21 protein-coding genes are annotated in these 20,934 nt (G+C 61.3%); 10 read left to right on the top strand and 11 right to left on the bottom strand.

The window, feature by feature from the left end; all coding sequences use genetic code 11:
- Positions 1–8: 8 nt before the first annotated feature.
- Positions 9–641, bottom strand: a complete 633-nt coding sequence (locus ACIROW_RS23585; RefSeq protein WP_402279526.1) for a helix-turn-helix domain-containing protein — start codon at positions 639–641, stop codon at positions 9–11.
- Between the two features lie 446 nt (positions 642–1,087).
- On the opposite strand from ACIROW_RS23585, the gene ACIROW_RS23580 reads away from it, so the two are divergent.
- The 3 genes from ACIROW_RS23580 to ACIROW_RS23570 all read left to right on the top strand — a co-directional run bounded on the left by ACIROW_RS23580 (position 1,088) and on the right by ACIROW_RS23570 (position 2,804).
- The gene (locus tag ACIROW_RS23580; protein ID WP_402279524.1) at positions 1,088–1,321 is read left to right on the top strand and encodes a ParD-like family protein; all 234 of its coding nucleotides are present in this window, start codon (positions 1,088–1,090) and stop codon (positions 1,319–1,321) included.
- Positions 1,321–2,115 (top strand): type I methionyl aminopeptidase, encoded by a 795-nt coding sequence (gene map / locus ACIROW_RS23575; protein WP_402279612.1) that lies wholly within the window; start codon positions 1,321–1,323, stop codon positions 2,113–2,115. The genes ACIROW_RS23580 and map overlap by 1 nt, the downstream gene beginning before the upstream one ends.
- 110 nt (positions 2,116–2,225) lie before the next feature.
- Positions 2,226–2,804 (top strand): HD family hydrolase, encoded by a 579-nt coding sequence (locus ACIROW_RS23570; protein WP_402279521.1) that lies wholly within the window; start codon positions 2,226–2,228, stop codon positions 2,802–2,804.
- Between the two features lie 11 nt (positions 2,805–2,815).
- Here ACIROW_RS23570 and ACIROW_RS23565 read toward each other — a convergent pair whose 3' ends face one another.
- Positions 2,816–3,337, bottom strand: coding sequence for a GNAT family N-acetyltransferase (locus ACIROW_RS23565; protein WP_402279518.1), 522 nt, complete (start codon positions 3,335–3,337; stop codon positions 2,816–2,818).
- A 10-nt stretch (positions 3,338–3,347) separates the two neighbouring features.
- Complete coding sequence (locus ACIROW_RS23560; RefSeq protein ID WP_402279610.1) at positions 3,348–4,355, bottom strand: AraC family transcriptional regulator; 1,008 nt, start codon at positions 4,353–4,355, stop codon at positions 3,348–3,350.
- A 228-nt stretch (positions 4,356–4,583) separates the two neighbouring features.
- Here ACIROW_RS23560 and ACIROW_RS23555 point away from each other — a divergent pair, with 228 nt between their 5' ends.
- From ACIROW_RS23555 to ACIROW_RS23540, 4 genes are all read left to right on the top strand, one after another.
- Positions 4,584–5,540, top strand: coding sequence for a 3-keto-5-aminohexanoate cleavage protein (locus tag ACIROW_RS23555; protein ID WP_402279515.1), 957 nt, complete (start codon positions 4,584–4,586; stop codon positions 5,538–5,540).
- Positions 5,541–5,605: 65 nt separating this feature from the next.
- Entirely contained in the window at positions 5,606–6,916 is a 1,311-nt protein-coding gene (locus tag ACIROW_RS23550) for an MFS transporter (protein WP_402279512.1), read from the top strand.
- Between the two features lie 27 nt (positions 6,917–6,943).
- On the top strand, positions 6,944–7,684 hold the full coding sequence (gene fabG / locus ACIROW_RS23545; RefSeq protein WP_402279509.1) for a 3-oxoacyl-ACP reductase FabG: 741 nt from the start codon (positions 6,944–6,946) through the stop codon (positions 7,682–7,684).
- 72 nt (positions 7,685–7,756) lie between these two features.
- On the top strand, positions 7,757–8,548 hold the full coding sequence (locus ACIROW_RS23540; RefSeq protein WP_402279506.1) for an SDR family oxidoreductase: 792 nt from the start codon (positions 7,757–7,759) through the stop codon (positions 8,546–8,548).
- A 15-nt stretch (positions 8,549–8,563) separates the two neighbouring features.
- On the opposite strand, the gene ACIROW_RS23535 is transcribed toward ACIROW_RS23540, so the two are convergent.
- Together ACIROW_RS23535 and ACIROW_RS23530 are read right to left on the bottom strand one after the other, a co-directional pair.
- On the bottom strand, positions 8,564–8,935 hold the full coding sequence (locus ACIROW_RS23535) for a nuclear transport factor 2 family protein (RefSeq protein ID WP_402279503.1): 372 nt from the start codon (positions 8,933–8,935) through the stop codon (positions 8,564–8,566).
- A gap of 73 nt (positions 8,936–9,008) precedes the next feature.
- The gene (locus tag ACIROW_RS23530) at positions 9,009–9,758 is read right to left on the bottom strand and encodes an SDR family oxidoreductase (RefSeq protein ID WP_402279501.1); all 750 of its coding nucleotides are present in this window, start codon (positions 9,756–9,758) and stop codon (positions 9,009–9,011) included.
- A gap of 180 nt (positions 9,759–9,938) precedes the next feature.
- On the opposite strand from ACIROW_RS23530, the gene ACIROW_RS23525 reads away from it, so the two are divergent.
- Positions 9,939–10,847: a LysR family transcriptional regulator gene (locus tag ACIROW_RS23525; RefSeq protein ID WP_402279499.1), complete on the top strand. Its 909-nt coding sequence runs from the start codon at positions 9,939–9,941 to the stop codon at positions 10,845–10,847.
- A gap of 65 nt (positions 10,848–10,912) precedes the next feature.
- Here ACIROW_RS23525 and ACIROW_RS23520 read toward each other — a convergent pair whose 3' ends face one another.
- The 3 genes from ACIROW_RS23520 to ACIROW_RS23510 all read right to left on the bottom strand — a co-directional run bounded on the left by ACIROW_RS23520 (position 10,913) and on the right by ACIROW_RS23510 (position 14,071).
- Positions 10,913–12,142, bottom strand: coding sequence for an MFS transporter (locus ACIROW_RS23520; RefSeq protein WP_402279497.1), 1,230 nt, complete (start codon positions 12,140–12,142; stop codon positions 10,913–10,915).
- Between the two features lie 105 nt (positions 12,143–12,247).
- Positions 12,248–12,826 (bottom strand): TetR/AcrR family transcriptional regulator, encoded by a 579-nt coding sequence (locus ACIROW_RS23515; RefSeq protein WP_402279494.1) that lies wholly within the window; start codon positions 12,824–12,826, stop codon positions 12,248–12,250.
- 120 nt (positions 12,827–12,946) lie between these two features.
- A complete protein-coding gene (locus tag ACIROW_RS23510; RefSeq protein WP_402279492.1) occupies positions 12,947–14,071 on the bottom strand; it encodes an NAD(P)/FAD-dependent oxidoreductase in 1,125 nt (374 codons plus the stop codon).
- Positions 14,072–14,319: 248 nt separating this feature from the next.
- Here ACIROW_RS23510 and ACIROW_RS23505 point away from each other — a divergent pair, with 248 nt between their 5' ends.
- Positions 14,320–15,912, top strand: a complete 1,593-nt coding sequence (locus ACIROW_RS23505; RefSeq protein WP_402279491.1) for a methyl-accepting chemotaxis protein — start codon at positions 14,320–14,322, stop codon at positions 15,910–15,912.
- Between the two features lie 21 nt (positions 15,913–15,933).
- Positions 15,934–17,448 (top strand): diguanylate cyclase, encoded by a 1,515-nt coding sequence (locus ACIROW_RS23500; protein ID WP_402279489.1) that lies wholly within the window; start codon positions 15,934–15,936, stop codon positions 17,446–17,448.
- A gap of 57 nt (positions 17,449–17,505) precedes the next feature.
- On the opposite strand, the gene ACIROW_RS23495 is transcribed toward ACIROW_RS23500, so the two are convergent.
- The 3 genes from ACIROW_RS23495 to ACIROW_RS23485 all read right to left on the bottom strand — a co-directional run bounded on the left by ACIROW_RS23495 (position 17,506) and on the right by ACIROW_RS23485 (position 20,707).
- Positions 17,506–17,823 (bottom strand): hypothetical protein, encoded by a 318-nt coding sequence (locus ACIROW_RS23495; RefSeq protein ID WP_402279486.1) that lies wholly within the window; start codon positions 17,821–17,823, stop codon positions 17,506–17,508.
- Between the two features lie 141 nt (positions 17,824–17,964).
- Entirely contained in the window at positions 17,965–18,921 is a 957-nt protein-coding gene (locus tag ACIROW_RS23490; protein WP_402279484.1) for a chemotaxis protein, read from the bottom strand.
- Positions 18,922–18,970: 49 nt separating this feature from the next.
- Positions 18,971–20,707, bottom strand: coding sequence for a methyl-accepting chemotaxis protein (locus ACIROW_RS23485; RefSeq protein WP_402279482.1), 1,737 nt, complete (start codon positions 20,705–20,707; stop codon positions 18,971–18,973).
- Positions 20,708–20,934 lie beyond the last annotated feature (227 nt).

The following is a 20,934-nucleotide window of genomic DNA, read 5'->3' as shown; positions in this document are numbered from 1 at the left end:
GCCGTGAATTACGGAATGGATGTCGGCTTGGATTTGTAGATGACGACCAGCGCCCGGGACTCGCCGTTCAGGCTGCGTCCGCGATGGGGCGAGCGGGAGTCGAAATAAACGCTGTCTCCTGGTGATAGAACCCAGGTCTTGTTGCGTCCATCGATGATCGCCTCGAATTCCACTTCTCCATCGAGGATGAACATGAACTCTTCGCCTTCATGTTCGAAGCGAATGTCGCGGTCGACCTTGGACGGAAACACCATGATGAATGGCTCCATCTGTTTGTGGTGGCGCTTGTGTGCGAGCGCGACATAGTCGTAGCCAAAAGAGCTGCCGCCTTTGATGACGGATTCCCGTTGCCAGGACCGGACGACACAGACGGTGTCTGTGTCGATGGTCGCGTCTTCCGGCTCAAGCAGGTCTGCAATATCTGTTTCCAACACCTGCGCAATTTTAAGCAAGGTGCCGATGGGGGGAATGACTTTGGAGTTCTCAATCTTCGAAAGGTAGCCTTTCGTGAAGCCAGTGGCCGTTGCCAGGTTTTCCAAGGTGTAGCCGCGGGCGCCGCGCAATCGGGAAATTCGCTTTCCAAGTTGCAGCTCGATTGCCGTAGGAATTTCTTCTTTTACTGAATCCAGTTCGTCCGTCATTCGTCGATTTATCAAAAAATAAATATTGTTTTGAAAGATTGTCTTGCAATGTGTTGTTCGAAAGTGCTGCATGTTTTAGCACCTTTTAAGTGCAATGATACTTCGATTGCGGTCAGCGGCAGTTGTTTCGGGTCAAGAGCGGGAGCGCTTGGAGATGGCGATGCCGACTTTTGATGCAAAAATTTTCTGTCTCGGTTTTAAAGTGTGGCAAAAATGACGGTAGCGGTTTGCGGTCGCTTTGAGATCGCCTGAACTCAGCGCGAGATGAATCTTCGATTCAGATTCGATGGAGTTTGGCTTTAAACAAGCCCAGTTGGGACTTGAGCGGTAGTGCGGGTCAATGTCGCCGTGTTGAGCGATTTCGAAGTCGGTGATAGTATACGTTTAATATACGTTTTATATTCGTTTAATATACGATTGGTAAGCATTTAATATAAAGAGTCTTCATGGGAATCGTCAAAATCACCGAGCAGATGCACACCAATCTGCGCCTGAGCAGCGGCGCAATGAGCCGTTCCATCAATTCGCAGGCCGAGCACTGGCTGCGCGTGGGCATGATGGCGGAATTGAATCCAGGTCTTTGCTACAACGAAATCTGCCAGAAACTGCGCGAGGCGGAGCAGCAGGCGCGCGTCGAAGACGAGCGCCAGGAAATCACCCTGGCGATTGCAAAACTATGATGTTCACCGAAGTCGAGATCAAGACGCCCGCCGACATCGCCATGCTGCGCAAGTCCGGCGCGCTGGCGGCAAAGGTCCTGGAGATGATTGCGGAGCACGTGCGCCCCGGCGTCACCACCAACCAGCTGGACAAGTTGTGCCATGACTACATCGTCGACGTGCTCGACGCGGTGCCGGTCAACATCGGCTACAACGGGTATCCGAAAACGATCTGCACCTCGGTCAACCACGTCATCTGCCACGGCATTCCTTCCGACCGCGCCTTGAAGGACGGCGACATCGTCAATATCGACGTCGCCCTGACCAAGGACGGCTGGCACGGTGACACCAGCCGCATGTACTTCGTCGGCGAGCCGGGCATCCTTGCCAAACGCCTGGTGACCACAACCTACGAGGCGATGCGCGCCGGCATTCTCGCCGTGAAGCCGGGCGCGACCTTGGGTGACATCGGTTACGCCATCCAGTCGGTCGCGCACAAGGAAGGTTTCAGCGTGGTGCGCGAATATTGCGGCCACGGCATCGGCAGGATCTATCACGAAGACTTGCAGATCCTGCATTATGGACAACCGGGTGCCGGCCTGCCGCTGCAAACCGGCATGGTGTTCACCATCGAGCCGATGATCAACGCCGGCAAGCGCCATTCGAAAGAAATGCCCGACGGCTGGACCGTCGTCACCAAGGATCATTCCCTGTCTGCGCAATGGGAACACATGGTGGCGGTGACGGAGACCGGGTTTGAAGTGTTGACGCCGTGGCCCGATGGGGTGGGGGAGTATTCAGCGCTTGCCGCATGATGTTCCGTCGCCCGGTTTATCATCGGACGCGTCAATGAAAGGCCCGGATGACCGGGCTTTTTTTTCGCTTTGTATAATCTCGAAGAACGTCATGCACCGCGAGAAAGCTTATGGAATTAACGAGACTGGAAAAGCAACTGGGCTTCCTGAGGGAAATCGACCGCTTGAAAACGGTGGTGCGGCAGTCACCGTTGCTCGACCAAAGCCGCAAGGAAAACTCCGCCGAGCATTCCTGGCACCTGGCCATGTACGCCATGCTGCTGAGCGAGTATGCCAACGGCACCGTGGATGCCAATCGCGTCATCCGCATGCTCCTGTTGCATGACATCGTCGAAATCGACGTCGGTGATTTTCCGATTCATGGCGGATCTTCTGCGGTGGTGCAGGCGGAGCAGGAGGCGAAGGCGGCGGAGCGCCTGTTCGGCTTGCTTCCCGAAGCGCAGGGCGATCAGTTTCTGGCGTTGTGGCAGGAATTCGAACACGCGGAAACCGACGACGCAAAATTCGCCAAGGCGCTGGATCGCTTCCAGCCGCTGCTCATCAACATATTCACCGGCGGCGGCACCTGGACGGAGAACGGCGTTTCACTGGAGCAGGTGTTGTCCCGCTATGGTCCCGTGATCAAGAGAGGTGCACCGGAATTGTGGTCGGCTTGTGAGCAGTGGGTGATCGGCCACTTTGCGCGGTAACTGTTTTTAAGCTAAAGAAATCTCGCCATGGAGATGTCGGCAACGTATGTGCCGTCTCCCAGTTTTATCCGCCTCTCGAACCGTCCCTCCTCAACAAAGCCGAAGCGGGCATAGAGTCGCCGGGCAACGACATTGCTCTCTCTGACCCTGAGTTCAACTTTCTCAACAAGCGGATTGCCTTCGGCCCATGTCAGCACATGCGCCATCAGGGCGGAGCCAATACCTCGGCCTGTGTAGCCGGGGTGCACGACGACGGTCAATGAAAATACATGCGACATCGCCTGCAGCGGCATGGGTTCCAGAGACGCGTGGCCGACGGCTTCGTTGCCGATCTCGGCGACAGCGTAGATTCCGGCCTCGGTCAGCCAAGTAATCTTTTTCCGGAAATCCTGTTCGGACAGTTCATCTGCCGTGGAGATGAGAAGGCCCGGTGTACGGCTCGTTTCGCGTTCAGCCTGGCATATTGCTGCAGCGTCGTCAGGAGCCGCCGGTCTGCACTTGATGATGTCTGAGCCGCCCATATCGTTTTTCATGTCGTCTGCCTTATTTCCGCAACTCGCTCGGCGCCTTCCCCGTCCATCGCTTCAAGGCCCGCCTGAAGTTCGCCCCATCGCTGAATCCCAGCAGCATTGCAATATCGTCCGTACTCATCTGCGTGGTGCGCAGGTATTCCTGCGCCAGCGAGCAGCGCACGTCGTCGAAGATGGCGACGAAGGATGTTCCTTCCGCCTCCAGGCGCCGGCGCAATGTCCGGCTCGTCATCTTCAGGGCGTCGGCCACGCCTTCCATGTCCGGGAACACGCCGGGTTTGCTCATCAGCACCTGATATACCTCGCCGGCCACGCCGACCGATACTTTGGATTGTCCGATCAGGCGATCGCACATGTTCTGCAGCAGCTTGGCGGTGAGCTTGTGCGCCAGTTGCGGCTGCTGTCCCAGGATGGCGCTGTCGTAGATGAGCTCGCAGGCCTCCTGGTCGAAATAGCAGGGGCAGCCGATGTAGTCGCTGTAGATATCTGCATGCGCCGGCGCCGGATAGGAGAAGCAGGCCTTGAGCGGCGGGCAGCTGTGGCCGGCGACGTCTTGCAGGTGCGTGACGTGCTGGGTGAACTGCTGCTCGACGATGAATTCGCGCAGCTCGCGCGACGGGCTGGAAATGAAGGCGTCCGGAAACGACCATACCGCCCGGTCGGGATATTCGGTCCAGTCGATTTTCAGTGTCGGTGTTGCCAGGCGATGGTATTTCACGCCCAGCTTGAAATAGTCGCGCAGCGACAGGCACGACATCAGCGCGTAGCCGTACATGCCATAGGCCGACAGGTGCAGGCGACCGCCGACCTTGAACGGCGTGGCAGGATCGGTCGACAGCGCGATGGCGTTCTTGCAGACCGTGGCGTACTGGCGCACTGACGTCAGCAGCGCGGCGTCATAAATCTGGTCCGGCCGGACGCCGCTTCCCGCCAGGCTGTCCTCCGCGGAAATGCCTTGTTCCGCCAGCACTTCGACCAGTGCCGCGATCTTGTAGGGCGCGTAAAGAGGCTCGTTGAGCATGGTGATCGGCGACAAAACGACTCCTTGAAGATTGTCCTCAGATGACTCTGTAGTGTCCGTTAAAGACCTTACTTTGGTGACTTTAACTGATTATGATCGCTCCCACAATGAAGGTGAACCGTGTGCGGCATCTTCTTAAAAATACAGGCAGGAGACAGGTCGGCGAGGCGTGTATACCCTCGTTGCCGCGGCTTGCTGTCGATTTTCAATCCGTCGAAGAATGCCAAAATGAGCAAAGTCAGCAACTCCAGCAAATCCAGCAGGAAGGTCATCATCTCGTGCGCCGTCACCGGCGCCACCCATGTTCCCTCCATGTCGGCGTACCTGCCGATCACGCCGGCGCAGATCCGCGACCAGGCGATCGAAGCGGCCGAGGCCGGCGCGGCGATCATCCATCTGCACGCTCGCAATCCCGACGACGGTCGTCCGACGCCGGACCCGGAGGTGTTCGGGCAGTTCGTTCCCGCCATCGTCAAGGCCACCGACGCCGTGATCAACATCACCACCGGCGGCAGCACCCGCATGACGCTGGCCGAGCGCCTTGCCTATCCGCGCCTGCTGCAGCCGGAGATGTGCTCGCTCAACATGGGGTCGATGAATTTTTCCATCCATCCGGTTGCCGCGAAGATCACGGACTGGGCCCACGATTGGGAAAAGGACTATGTCGAGGGCATGGAGGACATGGTCTTCAAGAACACCTTCAGCGACATCAAGAAGATCATGCTTGAACTGGGTGCGCAGGGCACGCGCTTCGAGTTCGAGTGCTATGACGTCAGCCACTTATACAACCTGGCGCACTTTGTCGAGCAGGGCCTGGTGAAGGCGCCGTTCTTCATCCAGGCGGCGTTCGGCATCCTCGGCGGCATCGGCGCCGATCCGGAAAACATGACCGTCATGCGCGCCACCGCAGACCGCCTGTTCGGTCGCGAAAACTATCACTTCTCGGTGCTCGGCGCCGGACGGCATCAGCTGTCGCTGGTGACCATGGCCGCAATCATGGGCGGCAACGTACGCGTAGGCCTGGAAGACAGCGTCTACATCGCCAAGGGCGTGAAAGCGGAAAGCAATGCGCAGCAGGTGCGCAAGATTCGTCACATCCTCGAAGAGCTGTCGTTCGAGATCGCCACGCCGGCGGAAGCGCGCGAGATGCTGGGCCTCAAGGGCGGCGACAGGATTTCGGCCTGAGCTTGCGGGAACGCCGAAAGCTTGCTTCATCCACAACAAGAACTGAATATTTTTCAGGAGACATCATGACCAATAACGCCATACCAGGCGACGCCGGTTTGCACCGGCTTGCCACACACAAGGCTTTTCTGAAGCTGATTCCCTTGATGTGCGCGATCTACTTCATGTCCTTCCTTGACCGTACCAACGTGGCGCTGGCGAAGATCCATCTGGCCGCCGACGTCGGCATCAGCGCGGCGGCATACGGGCTCGGTTCAGGCATCTTCTTCATCGGCTATGCATTGCTGGAAGTGCCCAGCAACCTGGCCGCGCATCGCTTCGGCCCGCGCCGCTGGATCTCGCGCATCGCGGTGAGCTGGGGCATCCTGTCGACCGCGATGATGTTCGTCTCGGGCGAGTGGTCGTTCTATATCCTGCGCGTCTTGCTCGGCATTGCCGAGGCGGGCCTGTTCCCGGCATTGATGTACATGGTGACGCTGTGGTTCGCGGGCAAGGACAGGCCGGTCGCGATCGGCTGGATCTACACCGCCCCGGCGCTGGCGCTGATGCTGGGCAATCCCATCGGCGGCGCGTTGATGCAGCTCGACGGCTTCGGCGGACTGCATGGCTGGCAATGGATGTTCATGATCGAAGGACTGCCCAGCGTCTTGCTCGGCATCCTGTTGTACTTCAAGCTGCCCGACCGGCCCAGCGACGCCAAGTGGCTGACGCCGGCCGAAGCGGCATCGCTGGAAAAACATGCAGTCATCGATGCGCCCCAGCACGGGAATACTTCCTCCAAGGACTGGATGGCGGCGCTGAAACGTCCAACCACGATTCTCATCGGCCTGATCTATTTCCTCAACCAGGTCGCCTTTGTCGGGCTGTATTTCTTTACGCCGGCCATGGTCAGCCAGATGCACATCAGCTCACCGCTGATCGTCGGCCTGCTCTCGGCCAGCGTCGGCATGGGCTTCCTGATCGGCGTGCTGGTGTTGCCGCGCATCCACCGGCGCGTCAGCAGCGACTCGGTTTATCTGGGTGTGCTGACCGTCGGACTCGTGCTGTGCGCGATTGCCTTCATCGCCACCGCCAGCTTCGGCGGCAAGATCGCCCTGTTCGTCGTGACGGCGTTCTTTGCCGGCGGCGTGCTGCCGTCGTACTGGTCGATCGCCATGAAGCGCATGCAGGGCGTGCAGGCCGCAGCCGGACTGGCCTTCATCAACACCATTGGCCTGCTGGGCGGCTTCGTCGGCCCTTATCTGTTCGGCATGGCCGAGACGGCCACCGGGCGCAGCGACGCCGGCTTCAACGTCATCCTTGGCGCGGCGATCCTTGGCCTGCTGCTGGTGCCGCTGCTGGCGCGCTCGATCAGGAACGAATCCTTCAATAAATGAAATTGAAATCAAGTCAGAAAGAGTGCAATGAGATTACGTGGAAATGTGGCAATTGTGACCGGCGCCGCGCAAGGCATCGGCAAGGCGACGGCATTGAAGTTCGCACGTGAAGGCGCGACGGTCGTCGTCTGCGACCTCGACGCCGATGCGGTCGCCGCAGCGGTCGAGGAGTGCCGGGCGGCGGGAGGCGAGGCCGAAGGTTTTCAGTTGGACGTGACCTCGCGCGACAGCCTCGACGAGATGGTGGCAGCGGTAAAGCAGAAATACGGCCGCATCGACACCCTGGTCAACAACGCCGGCATCACGCGCGACGCGCGCTTGCAGAAGATGACCGCGCAGCAGTTCGAAGACGTCATCGACGTCAACCTGCGCGCCGTGTTCAACGCCTCGCAAGCGGTGGTCGACACCATGATCGAAGGCGGTGGCGGCGCCATCCTGAACGCCAGTTCGGTGGTCGGCATTTACGGCAACTACGGCCAGACCAACTACGCGGCGACCAAATTCGGCGTGATCGGTTTTACCAAGACCTGGAGCCGCGAGCTCGGGCCGAAGGGCATTCGCGTCAACGCGGTGGCGCCGGGGTTTGTCGAGACCGCGATCCTGTCCACGGTGCCTGACGAGGTCTTGCAGAAAATGCGTGACCAGGTGCCGTTGCGGCGTCTGGGCAAGCCGGAAGAAATCGCCGACATCTACGCTTTCCTGGCCAGCAATGAAGCAAGCTATATTAACGGGGCGGTGATTGAGGTGTCGGGCGGGTTGACGCTGTAACACTTTCACCAGACACTTTTTACATTCGCCGCGTCAGGCAATCGACGACGTGGCTCTCATGCGGGAATCTCCATGAAAACAGTTGATCTATTGAAGCCGGACGCAGGCCTGCGCGTCTTCATCTCCGGCGCCGCCACCGGCATCGGCGCCGCCATTGCGGAAGCCTTCCTCGATACCGGCGCGGCCGTCTACGTCTGCGACATCAATCCGGTCGCCGTCGAGGCAATCAGGAAGAAACACCCAGGCATCCATGCCGACGTCGCCGATGTCGGCAAGCGCGAAGACGTCGACGCCGTGATGGCGGACGCGGCCGAGAAGCTCGGCGGCCTTGATCTCCTGATCAACAACGCCGGCATCGCCGGACCGACCGGTGCAGTGGAAGATATCGATGCGGACGCCTGGGACCAGACCATCAACACCAATCTGAACAGTCAGTTCTATTTCCTCAAGCGCGCCGTTCCGCTGCTGAAGAACACCTCGGACAATCCGAGCATCATCACGCTGTCCTCGGTGGCCGGACGCCTCGGTTACCAGTTCCGTACGCCCTATGCCTCGACCAAATGGGCCATCGTCGGCCTGATGAAATCGCTGGCGGTCGAACTCGGACCCAGCAACATCCGCGTCAACGCGATTCTTCCCGGCGTGGTGGAGGGCGAGCGCATGGACGGCGTCATCGCCGCCCGTGCGAAGACGCTGGGTTTGAGCTTCGACGAGATGCGCGAAGATTACGTCAAGAAGATTTCACTGCGACGACTGGTGACTACTCAGGACGTCGCGGCGATGGCCTTGTTCCTGGCATCTCCCGCAGCGCGGAATATCTCGGGGCAGGCCATCAGCGTGGACGGCAATCTGGAATATCTGTAGTCCAACTGCGGCTGTTCACGGCTTGTTGATGAAGACGTGCATGCCCGCCAGCTTGCCGTCCCTGACGGTGAAGATGTCTTCGCCGCTGATCATGCGCGGGTTGTCCGGCGGGCCGTAGCTCCAGGTCACGCGGCCGATGCCGTGATTCCATTCGACCGGATTCGGCGCGAACGAAAAGCCGGCGTGCGCACCCTGCACACGTTGCAGCAATTGAGCGAGCTCGGTATAGCCGGTGGCGATGCCGGCATAGTCGGCGACGACGAAATCCTCGGTGTACGCCTGCGGGAAGAGCGCGGCCCAGTTATTGGGATCTTGCTCATTCCAGATTGCAAAGTGGCGATCGATCAATGCCTGTGCGGTGGTGATCTCTTGTGGGGAGGTGTCCATGATTGCTGCCCTTTCCATATGGATTTTTCTATTGGTCGTCTGCGGCCCGGATGTCCGCCGGGCCGCAGACACATCACACCTGCGCCATGCCGCCGTCAACAAACAGTTCAACGCCGTTGACGAAGCTGGCCGCATCCGACGCCAGGAAGGCCACGGCCTTGCCGACTTCCTGCGGTTCACCCAAACGTCCCAGCGGGATTTGCGACGACAGGTAGTCGAACAGGCCCTGGCGCGCTTCATCCGGCACCAGGCCGCCCAGGCCGGGAGTGCGGATCGGACCGGGGCTGACTACGTTGACGCGGATGGCGCGGTCCTTCAGGTCCAGCGCCCATGAGCGGGCGAAGTTGCGCACGGCTGCCTTGCTGGCGCTGTACACGCTGAAGTTGGCGGTGCCCTGGATCGACACGGTCGAGGCGGTCAGGATCACCGATGCGCCGTTGCTCAGCAAAGGCAGCGCCTTCTGCACGGTGAACAGCACGCCGCGCACGTTGGTGCCGAAGATGCGATCGAAATGTTCTTCGGTAATTGCGCCCAGCGGCATCATGTCGCCGCCGCCTGCGTTGGCGAACAGGATGTCGAGCTTGCCGGCGCTCTTGGCGATCTGGGCGTAGACCGCGTCCAGGTCGGCCAGCACTGACGCATCCGCGCGGATGCCGGTGGCAGCGGCGCCAATGGCTGTCACCGCGGCGTCGAGTTCGGCCTGACGGCGACCTGTGATGAAGACGCGGGCGCCCTGCGCGGCCAGCTCCTGCGCCGTTGCCAGGCCGATGCCTGTGGTGCCGCCGGTGACCAGGGCGATCTTGCCGTTGAGTTGCTTGTCCATGATTGTTTCCTTTTGATAAGTGAAATTAAGTTGATCGAACATTTTTCCGTGCGCTTCCGTTTGGTGTTTTGCGGAAGGCGTGGGTGTACTTTAGCCACAAGCCTTTATGAGAAAAAGTAGGTAAAATCGAAATGACTATCCATGTGTGTGGATAATGAAATCGACTTAAAGGAATGTGCGATGGATCAGTTGTCGGCGATGCGATGTTTTGCGCGCGTGGTGGAGACGGGGAATTTCACGCGCGCGGCGGATTCGCTGGAGATGCCCAATGCGACCCTGAGCAAGCAGGTGCAGGAACTTGAGGCGCATCTGGGCGTGCGCCTGTTGCAGCGGACCACCCGGCGGGTGACGGTGACGTCCGAAGGACGCGATTACTATGAAAAAGCCACCCGCATCCTGCACGATCTGGAGGACATCGACACCTCGTTCAGCGTCTCCCGCAGCAAGCCGCGCGGGAACCTGCGGATCGATATCGGCAGTTCGACCGCAAGCGACGTGCTGATTCCGGCGCTGCCTGATTTCATGGCACGCTATCCGGACATCCGCATCGACCTCGGCGTGTCGGACCGCTCGGTGGACCTGATCAGCGACAACGTCGATTGCGTCATCCGCGGCGGACCTTTGGACAGTTCCTCGCTGGTCGCGCGCCATATCGGCAGCGCCGGCTTTGTCACCTGCGCGACGCCGGCGTACCTGAAACAGTTCGGTGTCCCGGCTTATCCGGATGAGTTGAAAAACGGCCATCGCCTGGTCAGCTACGTATCTTCGCAGAACGGCCGCGCCGTGCCGTTCCGCTTCGAGTACAAAGGCGAAAAGACCGAGATCAAGGTCGAACACCGGGTTGGCGTCAACGAGAGCAATGCGCATCTGGCGGCGGGACTGGCGGGGTTGGGGATTATCCAGACCTTCAGCTATGCCGCCGGCGCGGCGCTCAAGGACGGTTCATTGGTGGAGATACTGAAGAAATGGCGTCCGGCGCCTTATCCATTCCACGTCGTGTACCCGCAGAACCGGCATGTGACGCACCGCCTGCGGGTGTTCATCGATTGGCTGGTGGAATGCTTTCCGGAGAAAGTCGGCGTCAGCTAACGCGGACATAAAAAAGCCCGCGCCGGCAAATACGGCGCGGGCTTTCAGTCAACGCGATCGCAGGTTCAGGCCACCGATGCCGCCGTCCGGCGCGTCGCGCTGCGCTTGAGCAGCCATGCAGCGAACACGAAGGCGGCCGCGACCAGGCCCAGGTTCTGCGCCGAACCGTCGGCCACCGTCAGCGCACCGGCGCTGGCGCCGATCGAGAAGCCCAGGTACATGAACGAGGCATTGAGCGACATCGCGATCGGCGCCAGCTTGATGCCGGCGATGCTGATCAGATTGGTCTGCTGCGCCGGATAGAACGCCCAGCCGGAAATGCCCCACACGATCACGCTGAGGAACACCGGCAGCACCGCCAGGTTGGCCGGCAGCAGGTAGGCGATCGCGGTCAGCGTCAGGAAAGCCGCGATCAGGAACATCAGCGCCGGACCGGTCACGCGGCGGAAGCCCACGCGGTCGGCGATCTTGCCGCCGGCCATGACGCCGATCGCAGCCGAGATGCCCCAGGCGAACAAGACGTAGCCGACGTGGGTGCCGTGGATGCCGGTGACCTGGTTCAGATACAGCGCGAAATAGGTGTACATGGTGTACGCACCGGTGGCCCACAACAGCGTGGTCAGCAGGGCGCGCAGCACGGCCGGGTCACGCGCGGCCAGCACGCGTTCACGCAGGCTGGCGACCGGAAGATTGTTGCCGATGCCGCGCGGCAGTCCCAGCATCAGGCCCAGCGTCGCGATCGCCGCCAGCAGCGCCACGCCGGCGAAGGTCATGCGCCAGCTCAGGCTGTCCGCGATCACGGTCCCCAGCGGCGCGGCCAACGCCACGGCCACGGTAATTCCTCCGCTCACCAGCGCCAGCGCACCGCCGCGTTTTTCCGGCGCGACCAGCGCACCGGCCAGGGCCAGGGCATTGGGCACGTACAAGCCGGCGGCGAAGGCCAGCAGGATGCGCGCGGTCATCAGCGACCAGTAGCCGGTGGCCTGCCAGGCCAGCAGGTTGGCCAAGGTGAAGGCTGTCATCGCACCGATCAGCAGGCCGCGGCGGCTCAGGGCGCCGGTCAATGCGGTCAGGATCGGCGAGCTGATGGCGTAAGCAGCGGTGAACGCCACCACCAGTTGGCCGGCGACCGCAACACTGACGCCGAGGTCCTTGGCGACCGTCGGCAAGATGCCGGCGATCATGAAGCCTTCGGCGCCGACGGCGAAGGTGCCCAGCGCCATCCAGTACAAGGGCGCATTGCCGGACCCGGAGGCGGGGACCGGAGCCGGAGCAGGAAGAGAAGATGTGTTCATGAAATTCTCGCTATAAGAAATGAATTGAAATGACCGGTCGTCTTAAACTTGGTGAAAAAAATGCCGCTTGCTATGAAGCGGCTTGCTGCAAATATTCGGTATTGCTCAGATCAGGACTTTATTGAAAATCACATCCATGAACTGATTGAAGGCATCCGGGCTGCGCTCCACCCGCACCCGCAAGGTTGCGCCTTCCCACGCATTGAGCACGAAGCCGGCCAGCGTCTTGGGGCTTAGCTGGCTGGCAATGCTGCCATCCTGCTGGCCGGCGGCAATCGCGTATTCGAGCGCCGCGCTCCAGTTGCCGTAAATTTTCAGCAACTGTTCGCGGATCACCGGGCTTTGCTCCGACAATTCCGCAGTCATGTTGCCGATCATGCAGCCATGCTGGAAACCACGGTCGACCAGGCGCTGGTTGAGCGCCGTGAAATAACCGCGCAGACGCTCCAGCGCAGGCAGGCTGTCATCGGACAGGATCTCGCGCAGGGTGCTGCGACGGGAGGCGTAGTCGCTGACGATTTCCGCCGCCAGGGCTTCCTTGCTGGCGAAATGGTTGTAAAACGATCCCTTCGGCACGCCGGCCTCGACCGTGATGTCTTGCACGCTCGAGGCGTTGAAGCCACGTTCCAACAGGAGTTTGAGCGCGGCGTCGAAAATCTGGTCACGGGTATTTGGCTTGGACATGTAGCGATAATATGACCGGTCGTCTTAAAAGTCAACGAGAGCTGCCTGACTGTGGCGAAAACGCCATGCCAGGCCGGTTTGCTGCGTACGGGAGACGCCTTTTTATTGTGTCAGGGGAAACTATTTCACTGCGGCTGCGGCAACTTCCCGCGCAATTGCCAGCGACGAAGTCAGCCCCGGCGACTCGATGCCGAACAGGTTGATCAGTCCCGGGAAACCGTGCTGCACCGGCGTGCTGATAATGAAATCCTGCTCCGGACCGCCGCGCGCCAGCTTCGGTCGCACGCCGGCATAGCTCGGCTGCAGTGCGGCGTCGGCCAAGCCGGGCCAGTAGCGCCGTATCGCGGCGTAGAAACCGTCCGCGCGGCGCGCGTCAACCGCGTAGTCGATGGCGCGCTCGTCTTCAATGTCCAGCCATTCGACGTCGGGACCGAAACGCGCCTGGCCGGCCAGGTCCAGCGTCAGGTGCACGCCCAGGCCGCCTTCTTCCGGCAGTGGATAGATCAGCCGTGAAAACGGCGTCTTGCCGCTCAGCGAAAAATAATTTCCCTTGGCGAAGTACGGCGTTGGCACGTGTGCCGACGGCAAGCCTTCGAAGCGACGCGCCAGCCGCGGCGCCGACAGCCCTGCGGCATTGATGACCAGGGTCGCGGACAACTGTATTTCTTCGCCGTCGGCGGTTACCGCGTCGAGCGCGATGCCGTCGGGGGTTCTGCGCGCGACGACGACTTCCGTCTGCAGCGCCAGCACTGCGCCGGCGGCTTCGGCGTCGGCCAGCAGCTGCTGCATCAGCGCATGACTGTCGACGATGCCGGTGGAGGGCGATAGCAGCGCCGCCGTGCAGTGCAGGGCCGGCTCCAGTTCGCGCGCATGCGCCGCATCGATGGGCCGCAGATCATGTACGCCGTTCTGCGCGGCATGGGCGGCGACGCCCTGCAAGCGCGCGGCCTGATCGGCGCCGGTTGCCACCAGCAGCTTGCCGCAGCGCCTGTGGGCCACCTGGCGTTCTTCGCAATAGCGGTACAGCAGGGCGCGTCCTTCCACGCACAGCTTCGCTTTGAGAGAGCCGGGCCGGTAGTAGATGCCGGCGTGGATCACCTCGCTGTTGCGCGAGCTGGTGCCGCTGCCGATGGCGTTGCCGGCTTCGACGATGATCACGTCGCGCCCGGCCAGCGCCAACTCGCGCGCAATCGCCAGGCCGACCACGCCGGCGCCGATGACGATGCAATCGATATGGTCGCTCATGTGCGGAAACGCAGAAAATGGATGTTCACGGTGATGTTGCAGGTAAATTGCTTTTTGTCGAAAGACGCTATCGTACTATCGTATTGCGGCGCCGTTCCATCCGCGCCATGACATTCCTGCAAACGGGATTTCCTCCGGTGCGGGGCTGGTCTACAATCGGCCATCGACAAAAAATCAGAATAAACGTCGACGCGAGACCACAACAAGAGACCACAACAACAAGTCGCACTCAGGAAGGGTCGTCAGTCATGTACAGCTTTCTGCCGCTTGCTTATCAAATCGACAAACTCGCCCGCAGATTGGCGGGCAGTTTTCCCGGTGTTTTCTCCGTCGACGAGCGCGAGTTGCTGGTCGTCGGGACGGAGTCCACGCCGGTCCTGCGCAACGGCGCCGATGTGCTCAACCTCAACTTCGGCGCGATCGACAGTTTCTCGGCCGCGACGGGGGGCAGCGCGACGATCTTCGTCCAGCGCGGCAAAGACTTCGTGCGCGTCTCGACGTCGGTTAAAAAGGAAAACGGCGAACGCGCCATCGGCACCTTGCTCGATCATGCCCACGCCGGCTATCGCGACTTGCTGGCCGGGCGCAGCTATACCGGCTTCGCTCAGCTGTTCGGCCGCCAGTACATGACGCGCTACGATCCGGTGCGTGATGCACGGGGACGCGTAGTGGCGGTGCTGTACGTCGGCATCGATGTCAGCAGGCGCTTCCAGGTAGGCATTGGTGCGCGCCTGGGCATGCTGGCCTTCGGCATCGCCGGCGTGGTGCTGGGTGCGTATGTCTGGGCGAGCGTTGCCGCCGTGTCGGCGCTGCCGCCTGCAACCGCGCCTGCGGTGATGGCGGCGCTGCTGCTGCGCCATGGCGCGATCGCGCTGGGCTTGCTGGCGCTGGGCATGGGCGGCTTCTACTGGCTGGCGCAACGCATGGTGACACGGCCGCTGGTCGACGCCACGGCCGCCGCACAGCAACTGGCCAAGGGCGATCTCACCACCATGATCCACGTAGGCCGGCGCGATGAAATCGGCCAGCTGACGCAAGCCATCAACGGCGTCGCGCAAGGGCTGGCAACCATCGTCGGCGCCGTGCGCGCGAGCGCCGAACGCATCAACGTCGCCGCGCACGAAATCGCCGCCGGCAACAACGACCTGTCGGCGCGCGCGGAAGCGCAGGCCGGCGCGCTCGAACAGGTGCGCGCCACCATGGAAAATTTCAGCGCCGGCATCCGCAACAACGCGGGTCACACACAGCAGGCGGGCAATCTGGTCGACAACGCTTCCACGCATGCAGGCGAAGGCGGTAAGGTGGTCGGCTCGGTGGTGGCGACGATGGGCGCGATACGCGCCAGTTCGCACAAGGTCGCCGACATCATCGGCGTGATCGACGGCATCGCCTTCCAGACCAATATCCTCGCGCTCAACGCCGCGGTGGAAGCGGCGCGCGCAGGCGAGCAAGGCCGCGGCTTTGCGGTGGTCGCGACCGAAGTCCGCCAGCTCGCGCAACGCTCGGCCGCCGCCGCCCGCGAGATCAAGGACCTGATCGCCGAATCGGTAACCAACGTCGACCACGGCGACCGGCTCGCGGGGCAGGCCGGCGGCGCCATGTCCGGCATTGAGACGTCCATCGGCAGCGTGGCGGAGATCATGCGTGACATTGCAACCGCCGGCGCCGGCCAGACCGAAGACATCGGCGAAGTCACGCGCGCGGTCGGCGACATCGATCAGATGACACAGCAAAATGCCGCGCTCATCGAACAAGCCGCGACCGCCACCGAGAGCCTGCGCCACGAAGCGGAGAAGCTGGTCGGACAGGTCGGCGCTTTCAAACTGGCGCAGCGCGGCTGATGCCCATTGACCCGGAGACCCATGGCTCATTACAAACGATCATCCACGGCGCTGCTGGCAGCGGCCTTCGTGCTGCTGGCCTGCGCGGCAATCATCGGTCTCGACATCTGGCGCACCTGGCAGGCGCGCGTGATCGAAGAGCGAGAAGCAGGCGTCTCCGTCTCCAACATGGCGCGGGCGCTGGCGCAGCATGCCGACGACACGATCAAGGAAGCCGACACCGTGCTGGTGAGTTTGCTGGAACGCCTCAGTGTCGACGGCACCGGACCGGCGGCGCTGGAACGCTTGCATCGCCTGCTGGCGGTACAGGTCAAAGAGCTGCCGCAACTCAACGGCATCTTCGTCTACGACAGCCAGGGGCGCTGGGTGGTCAATTCGCAGCCGCGGCTGGACAACACGCAAAATAATGGCGACCGCGAGTACTTCATCTATCACCGCGATCATCCCGACGACGGCCCCTACATCGGTCCGCCGGTGCGCAGCCGTTCCACCGGGAAGTGGATCGCCACCGTAACCCGCCGCGTCAACAATGCCGACGGCAGCTTTGGCGGCGTGGTGCTGGCGACGGTGGACATGGCCTACTTCCAGCGGTTCTACGACAGTTTCAACATCGGCAAGTCGGGCGCCATCCTGCTGGCGCTCAACCGCGGCACCATCGTGTTCCGCCGTCCGCTGCGCGAAGACTCGATAGGCAAGAGCATGGCCGACGCCGCCATCTTCCGCGACCATGCGGCGAAGAACGCCAGCGGCCTGGCTGTCATCCGGTCGTCGCAGGACGGCGTGGAACGCATCAACGGCTACCGCCATCTGCAGACTTATCCGCTGTTCGTGTCGGTGGCGCTGTCGCGCGACGAGGTCTTTGCCGAATGGCGCGCCGACGCCTACATGCACATGATCGGCGTGCTGATCCTGGTGACGGGTTTTGCAATCATGGGGCGGCGCATGGTGGCGCAGATCGACCAGCGCTCGATCGCCGAGAATGAATCCAACGAAGCGCGTGCGCAGGTGGAAAAACTGAATCTGACCCTGGAGCGGCTGGCGCTGCAGGATGGACTTACCGGCCTGGCCAACCGGCGCCAGTTCGACGTCGCGCTGGCGCGCGAAATGAGCCGCGCGGTGCGCAGCGGCAAGAGCCTGGCCTTGATCATGATCGACGTCGACCGCTTCAAGCTGTACAACGATTTGTATGGGCACTTGTCGGGCGATGAATGCCTGCGCAAGGTCGGAAAGGCTATCCTTTCCGGCGAACGCCGGCCCGACGACCTGGCGGCGCGCTACGGTGGCGAAGAGTTCGCCATCATCCTGCCCGATTGCGACGCCGCCGGCGCGGCGGCGATCGCCGAACAGATCCGGCAGTCCGTGCGTGCGCAGCAGATCGAGCATGCAGCGAACCCGGACGGCATCGTGACCGTCAGTCTCGGCGTCGGTTGCTTGCCTGAAGTAAAACGGGAAATGTCGGTGCGCGATCTGATCGGTGCAGCGGATCAGTCGCTGTATCGCGCGAAAGGCGAGGGCAGGGATCGCGTCGTGGTGTAGGAAGTTGATGCAGTGGAGCAGTCTGCGGCGAATCCAGGGATCCGCCGCGGCAGGCAATCAGCGGGCGACGCTGGATTTTTCCGGCTTGACGGATTCCTGCTCCATCACTTCACCGGCAACCACCTGCATTTCGTCATCAAGCTCGGCGGCGTCGACCGGCGTCTTGACGGCGTTGCGATTGAGCACATAGATCTCTGCATTGCGCACTTTCGGCGCTTGATCCGGGACGACATTCTGGACCTGGTACATCGCGAGATCATTTTCCCATTTCTTTTCACGGTAAAAAAAGTACAGCAGGAAAACCAGGCCGACGCTCAGGTAGGAGACGACGGCGAGGAACATGTCTTGCTGGAACAGGTTGGTGATGAAATCCATGGCTATCTGTGCTCTCTGAGGATGGGATTGGGGTTGGGCGATAGAGCAATGATAATGAACGACTCCTGTGACCGGTATCGGGGAATTCCCTATTCCTTGCCGGCAGCGTTTTTCGGCGACGCGGCAAGGGCTGGTTGACGACTAATGCATCAGCGTTTTCCTGAGCGTAGCGGCAAGCTCTTCAATGGCGAACTTGGCGACGTAACCGTTGGCGCCGACGCTGCGTACGTGGTCCTCGTTGGCCGAGCCCGACAGCGATGAATGGATCACCACCGGGATGCCCTTGTAGCGCTGGTCCGCCTTGATGTTGCGGGTCAGCGTGAAACCGTCCATCTCCGGCATTTCCAGATCGGTCAGCATCAGCGCCACCTTGTCGGCGATCTGCTTGCCTTCGCGCTGCGCTTCGGCGCCCAGCACCTGCAATTTCTCCCAGGCTTCCTTGCCGCTCTTGGTCATGATGTACGGTACGCCTAGCGTGGTCAGGCCGTCTTCGATCAGCGCGCGCGCCACCTTGGAATCGTCCGCCGCCAGCACGATGGCGCCGGGCTTGACCAGGCTCTTCAGTTCGCCGTCGTGGCCGTTGTCCAACGCCTGTTTGACCGGAGAGGTCAGGTTCAGGATCTGTTCTACGTCCAGCACCTGCACCAGGCGGCTGCCGTCGACGTCGGAATCGAGGCGTGCGATGCTGGTGACGAGGTCGCCGCCGGCGCTGGCCTCGGCCGACAGCACTTGGCTCCAGTCGAGGCGCACGATCTCTTCCACCGATTCCACCGCGAAGGCCTGGGTGTGGCGCGCGTATTCGGTGATCAGCAGGATGTTCAGACCGGTCTTGGGTTTGCAACCCGTCACGGCAGGCAAGTCGATGACCGAAATCACCTGGCCGCGGATGTTGACCATGCCCAGCATCGGCGACCTGGTGCCGGCGGCCGTGGTGATCGGCACCATCGGCACGATCTCGCGGATCTTGAAGACATTGATGCCGAACAGCTCGCCCGGACCATCGCCGCCGGCATTGCCGAGGCGGAACAGCAGCAATTCGAATTTGTTGCTGGCCGTCAGGTTCGTGCGCTCGTCGATCTCTTTTTGGAATGCATCCATGGATACCTCAGGTGTCAGTTGGGTTGCGGGTTCTACGTGGCGTTTCAGATCAGAATTGTTCCCAGGAGCCGGTCTCATCGTTGGCTGCGACGGGAGGTTTCAGCGCCGGCCGGTTTTCCTTGCGGATCACGGCGGCGGCAACGGGTTTGACCGGTTTGACCGATTTCAGTCCCGGCGCGCGGGCCGGCGTGATGTCGATGGTGCGCGTCGGCGCCGCCGGCTTGCTCAGCGCGGCGCGCTCGTCGAGCTTGAATACGCTGACGACTTCCGACAGGCGGCCGGCCTGCTCCTGCATCGACTGCGCGGCGGCGGCGGCTTGCTCGACCAGCGCGGCGTTCTGTTGCGTGACTTCGTCCATCTGCGTGATGGCGAGGTTGATCTGCTCGATGCCCTGGCTTTGCTCGTGGCTGGCGGCGGTGATTTCGCTGACGATGTCGGTCACGCGGCGCACGCTGTTGACGACTTCTTCCATGGTGGTGCCGGCCTGTTCAACCAGTTTGCTGCCGACGTCGACCTTGGAGACCGAGTCGTCGATGAGAATCTTGATTTCCTTGGCGGCAGCGGCCGAGCGCTGCGCCAGGCTGCGCACTTCCGAAGCCACCACGGCGAAGCCGCGGCCCTGTTCGCCGGCGCGTGCAGCTTCGACCGCGGCGTTCAAGGCCAGGATGTTGGTCTGGAAGGCAATGCCGTCGATCACGCCGATGATATCGACGATCTTCTTCGACGAATCGTTGATCGACCCCATGGTGTCGACCACCTGGCCGACTACGTTGCCGCCGGCGACCGCGACTTCCGAGGCCGTCACGGCGAGTTGATTGGCCTGACGGGCGTTATCGGCGTTCTGCTTGACGGTCGAGGTCAGTTCTTCCATGGCCGAGGCGGTTTCTTCCAAGGAACCGGCCTGTTGTTCGGTACGCGAGGACAAGTCCATGTTGCCGCTGGCGATTTCGTTGGACGCAGTGGCGATGGTGTCGGTGCCGGTGCGCACTTCGCCCACGATCTTGAGGAGATTGTCGTTCATGCCGCGCAGCGCATCGAGCAGCTGTCCGGTTTCGTCCTTGCTCTCGGCGCGGATCGTGGCGGTCAGATCGCCGCCGGCGACGCGCTGGGCCACATTCACGGCGTCGGTCAACGGGCGCGAGATCACGCGGGAAATCCACACCGCCAGTGTCATCGCCGCCGCCATGCAGATCAGCAGCATGGCGATGATCCACGTACGCGCGCTGGCATAGGTGACGTCGGCATCGGCGCTGGACTTCTCTGCGCCTTTCTCGTTGACTTCGACCAGTTTTTCAACCTGGTCGAGCAGGCTGCGATAGACCTTGGTCGATTCTCCCTTGAGCAAGGTGCGGGCGTCTTCATTCTTGTTGGCGCGCGAGATGTTGAGGATTTTCTTGTGTTCACCCAGGAAGATGGCGATGGATTTTTCCACGTCGGGGAAAAGTGCCTTTTCTTCCGGTTCGCTGATCTGCCCGAGATAATCCTTTTGCTGTTTCGCCAGCACGGCAATCTGCTTGTTGGCGTTGTTTTCGATTTCTTCGAATTCTTGCGGCGTCGACGCCAGGATATGTTGCAACTCGAAGCTGCGGATGCGCGACAAGGTCAGCTTCAGCTGCGACAGCGTGCGGATGCTCGGCAGCCAGTTGGTGGCGATTTCGGTCGAGGCCTGGTTGACGCGGCCCAGTTCGCGGATCGCGAATGCACCGAGGGCAGCTTCGAGGGCAACCACAATGAAAAAGACTGAAATCAGTTTTCTTGAGATTTTCAGATCGTAGAACCACTGCATATTTTTCTCCTGCGTAGGGGACGGGGATATTGCATATAGGCATGCCGCCTACGGCGACACGTCTGAATCTGGCCATCAGGCAGGGAACCGGCGCAGTGTCGACGTTCGTGTCTGTCGACGCCGGACCGGTGGAAATTCCGCTATGCCCGATGTATGACCAGACTATCGAATCGACATACTCTCCGGTATCAGTGTTTTCCTGATAGCTGAGAGGCAACAAAAGGGAG

This window comes from Herbaspirillum sp. NPDC101397 (assembly GCF_044767325.1).
Lineage (GTDB): Bacteria > Pseudomonadota > Gammaproteobacteria > Burkholderiales > Burkholderiaceae_D > Herbaspirillum.
The sequence above is the reverse complement of the archived record's forward strand: the minus strand, read 5'-3'. Positions and strand labels throughout refer to the sequence as shown.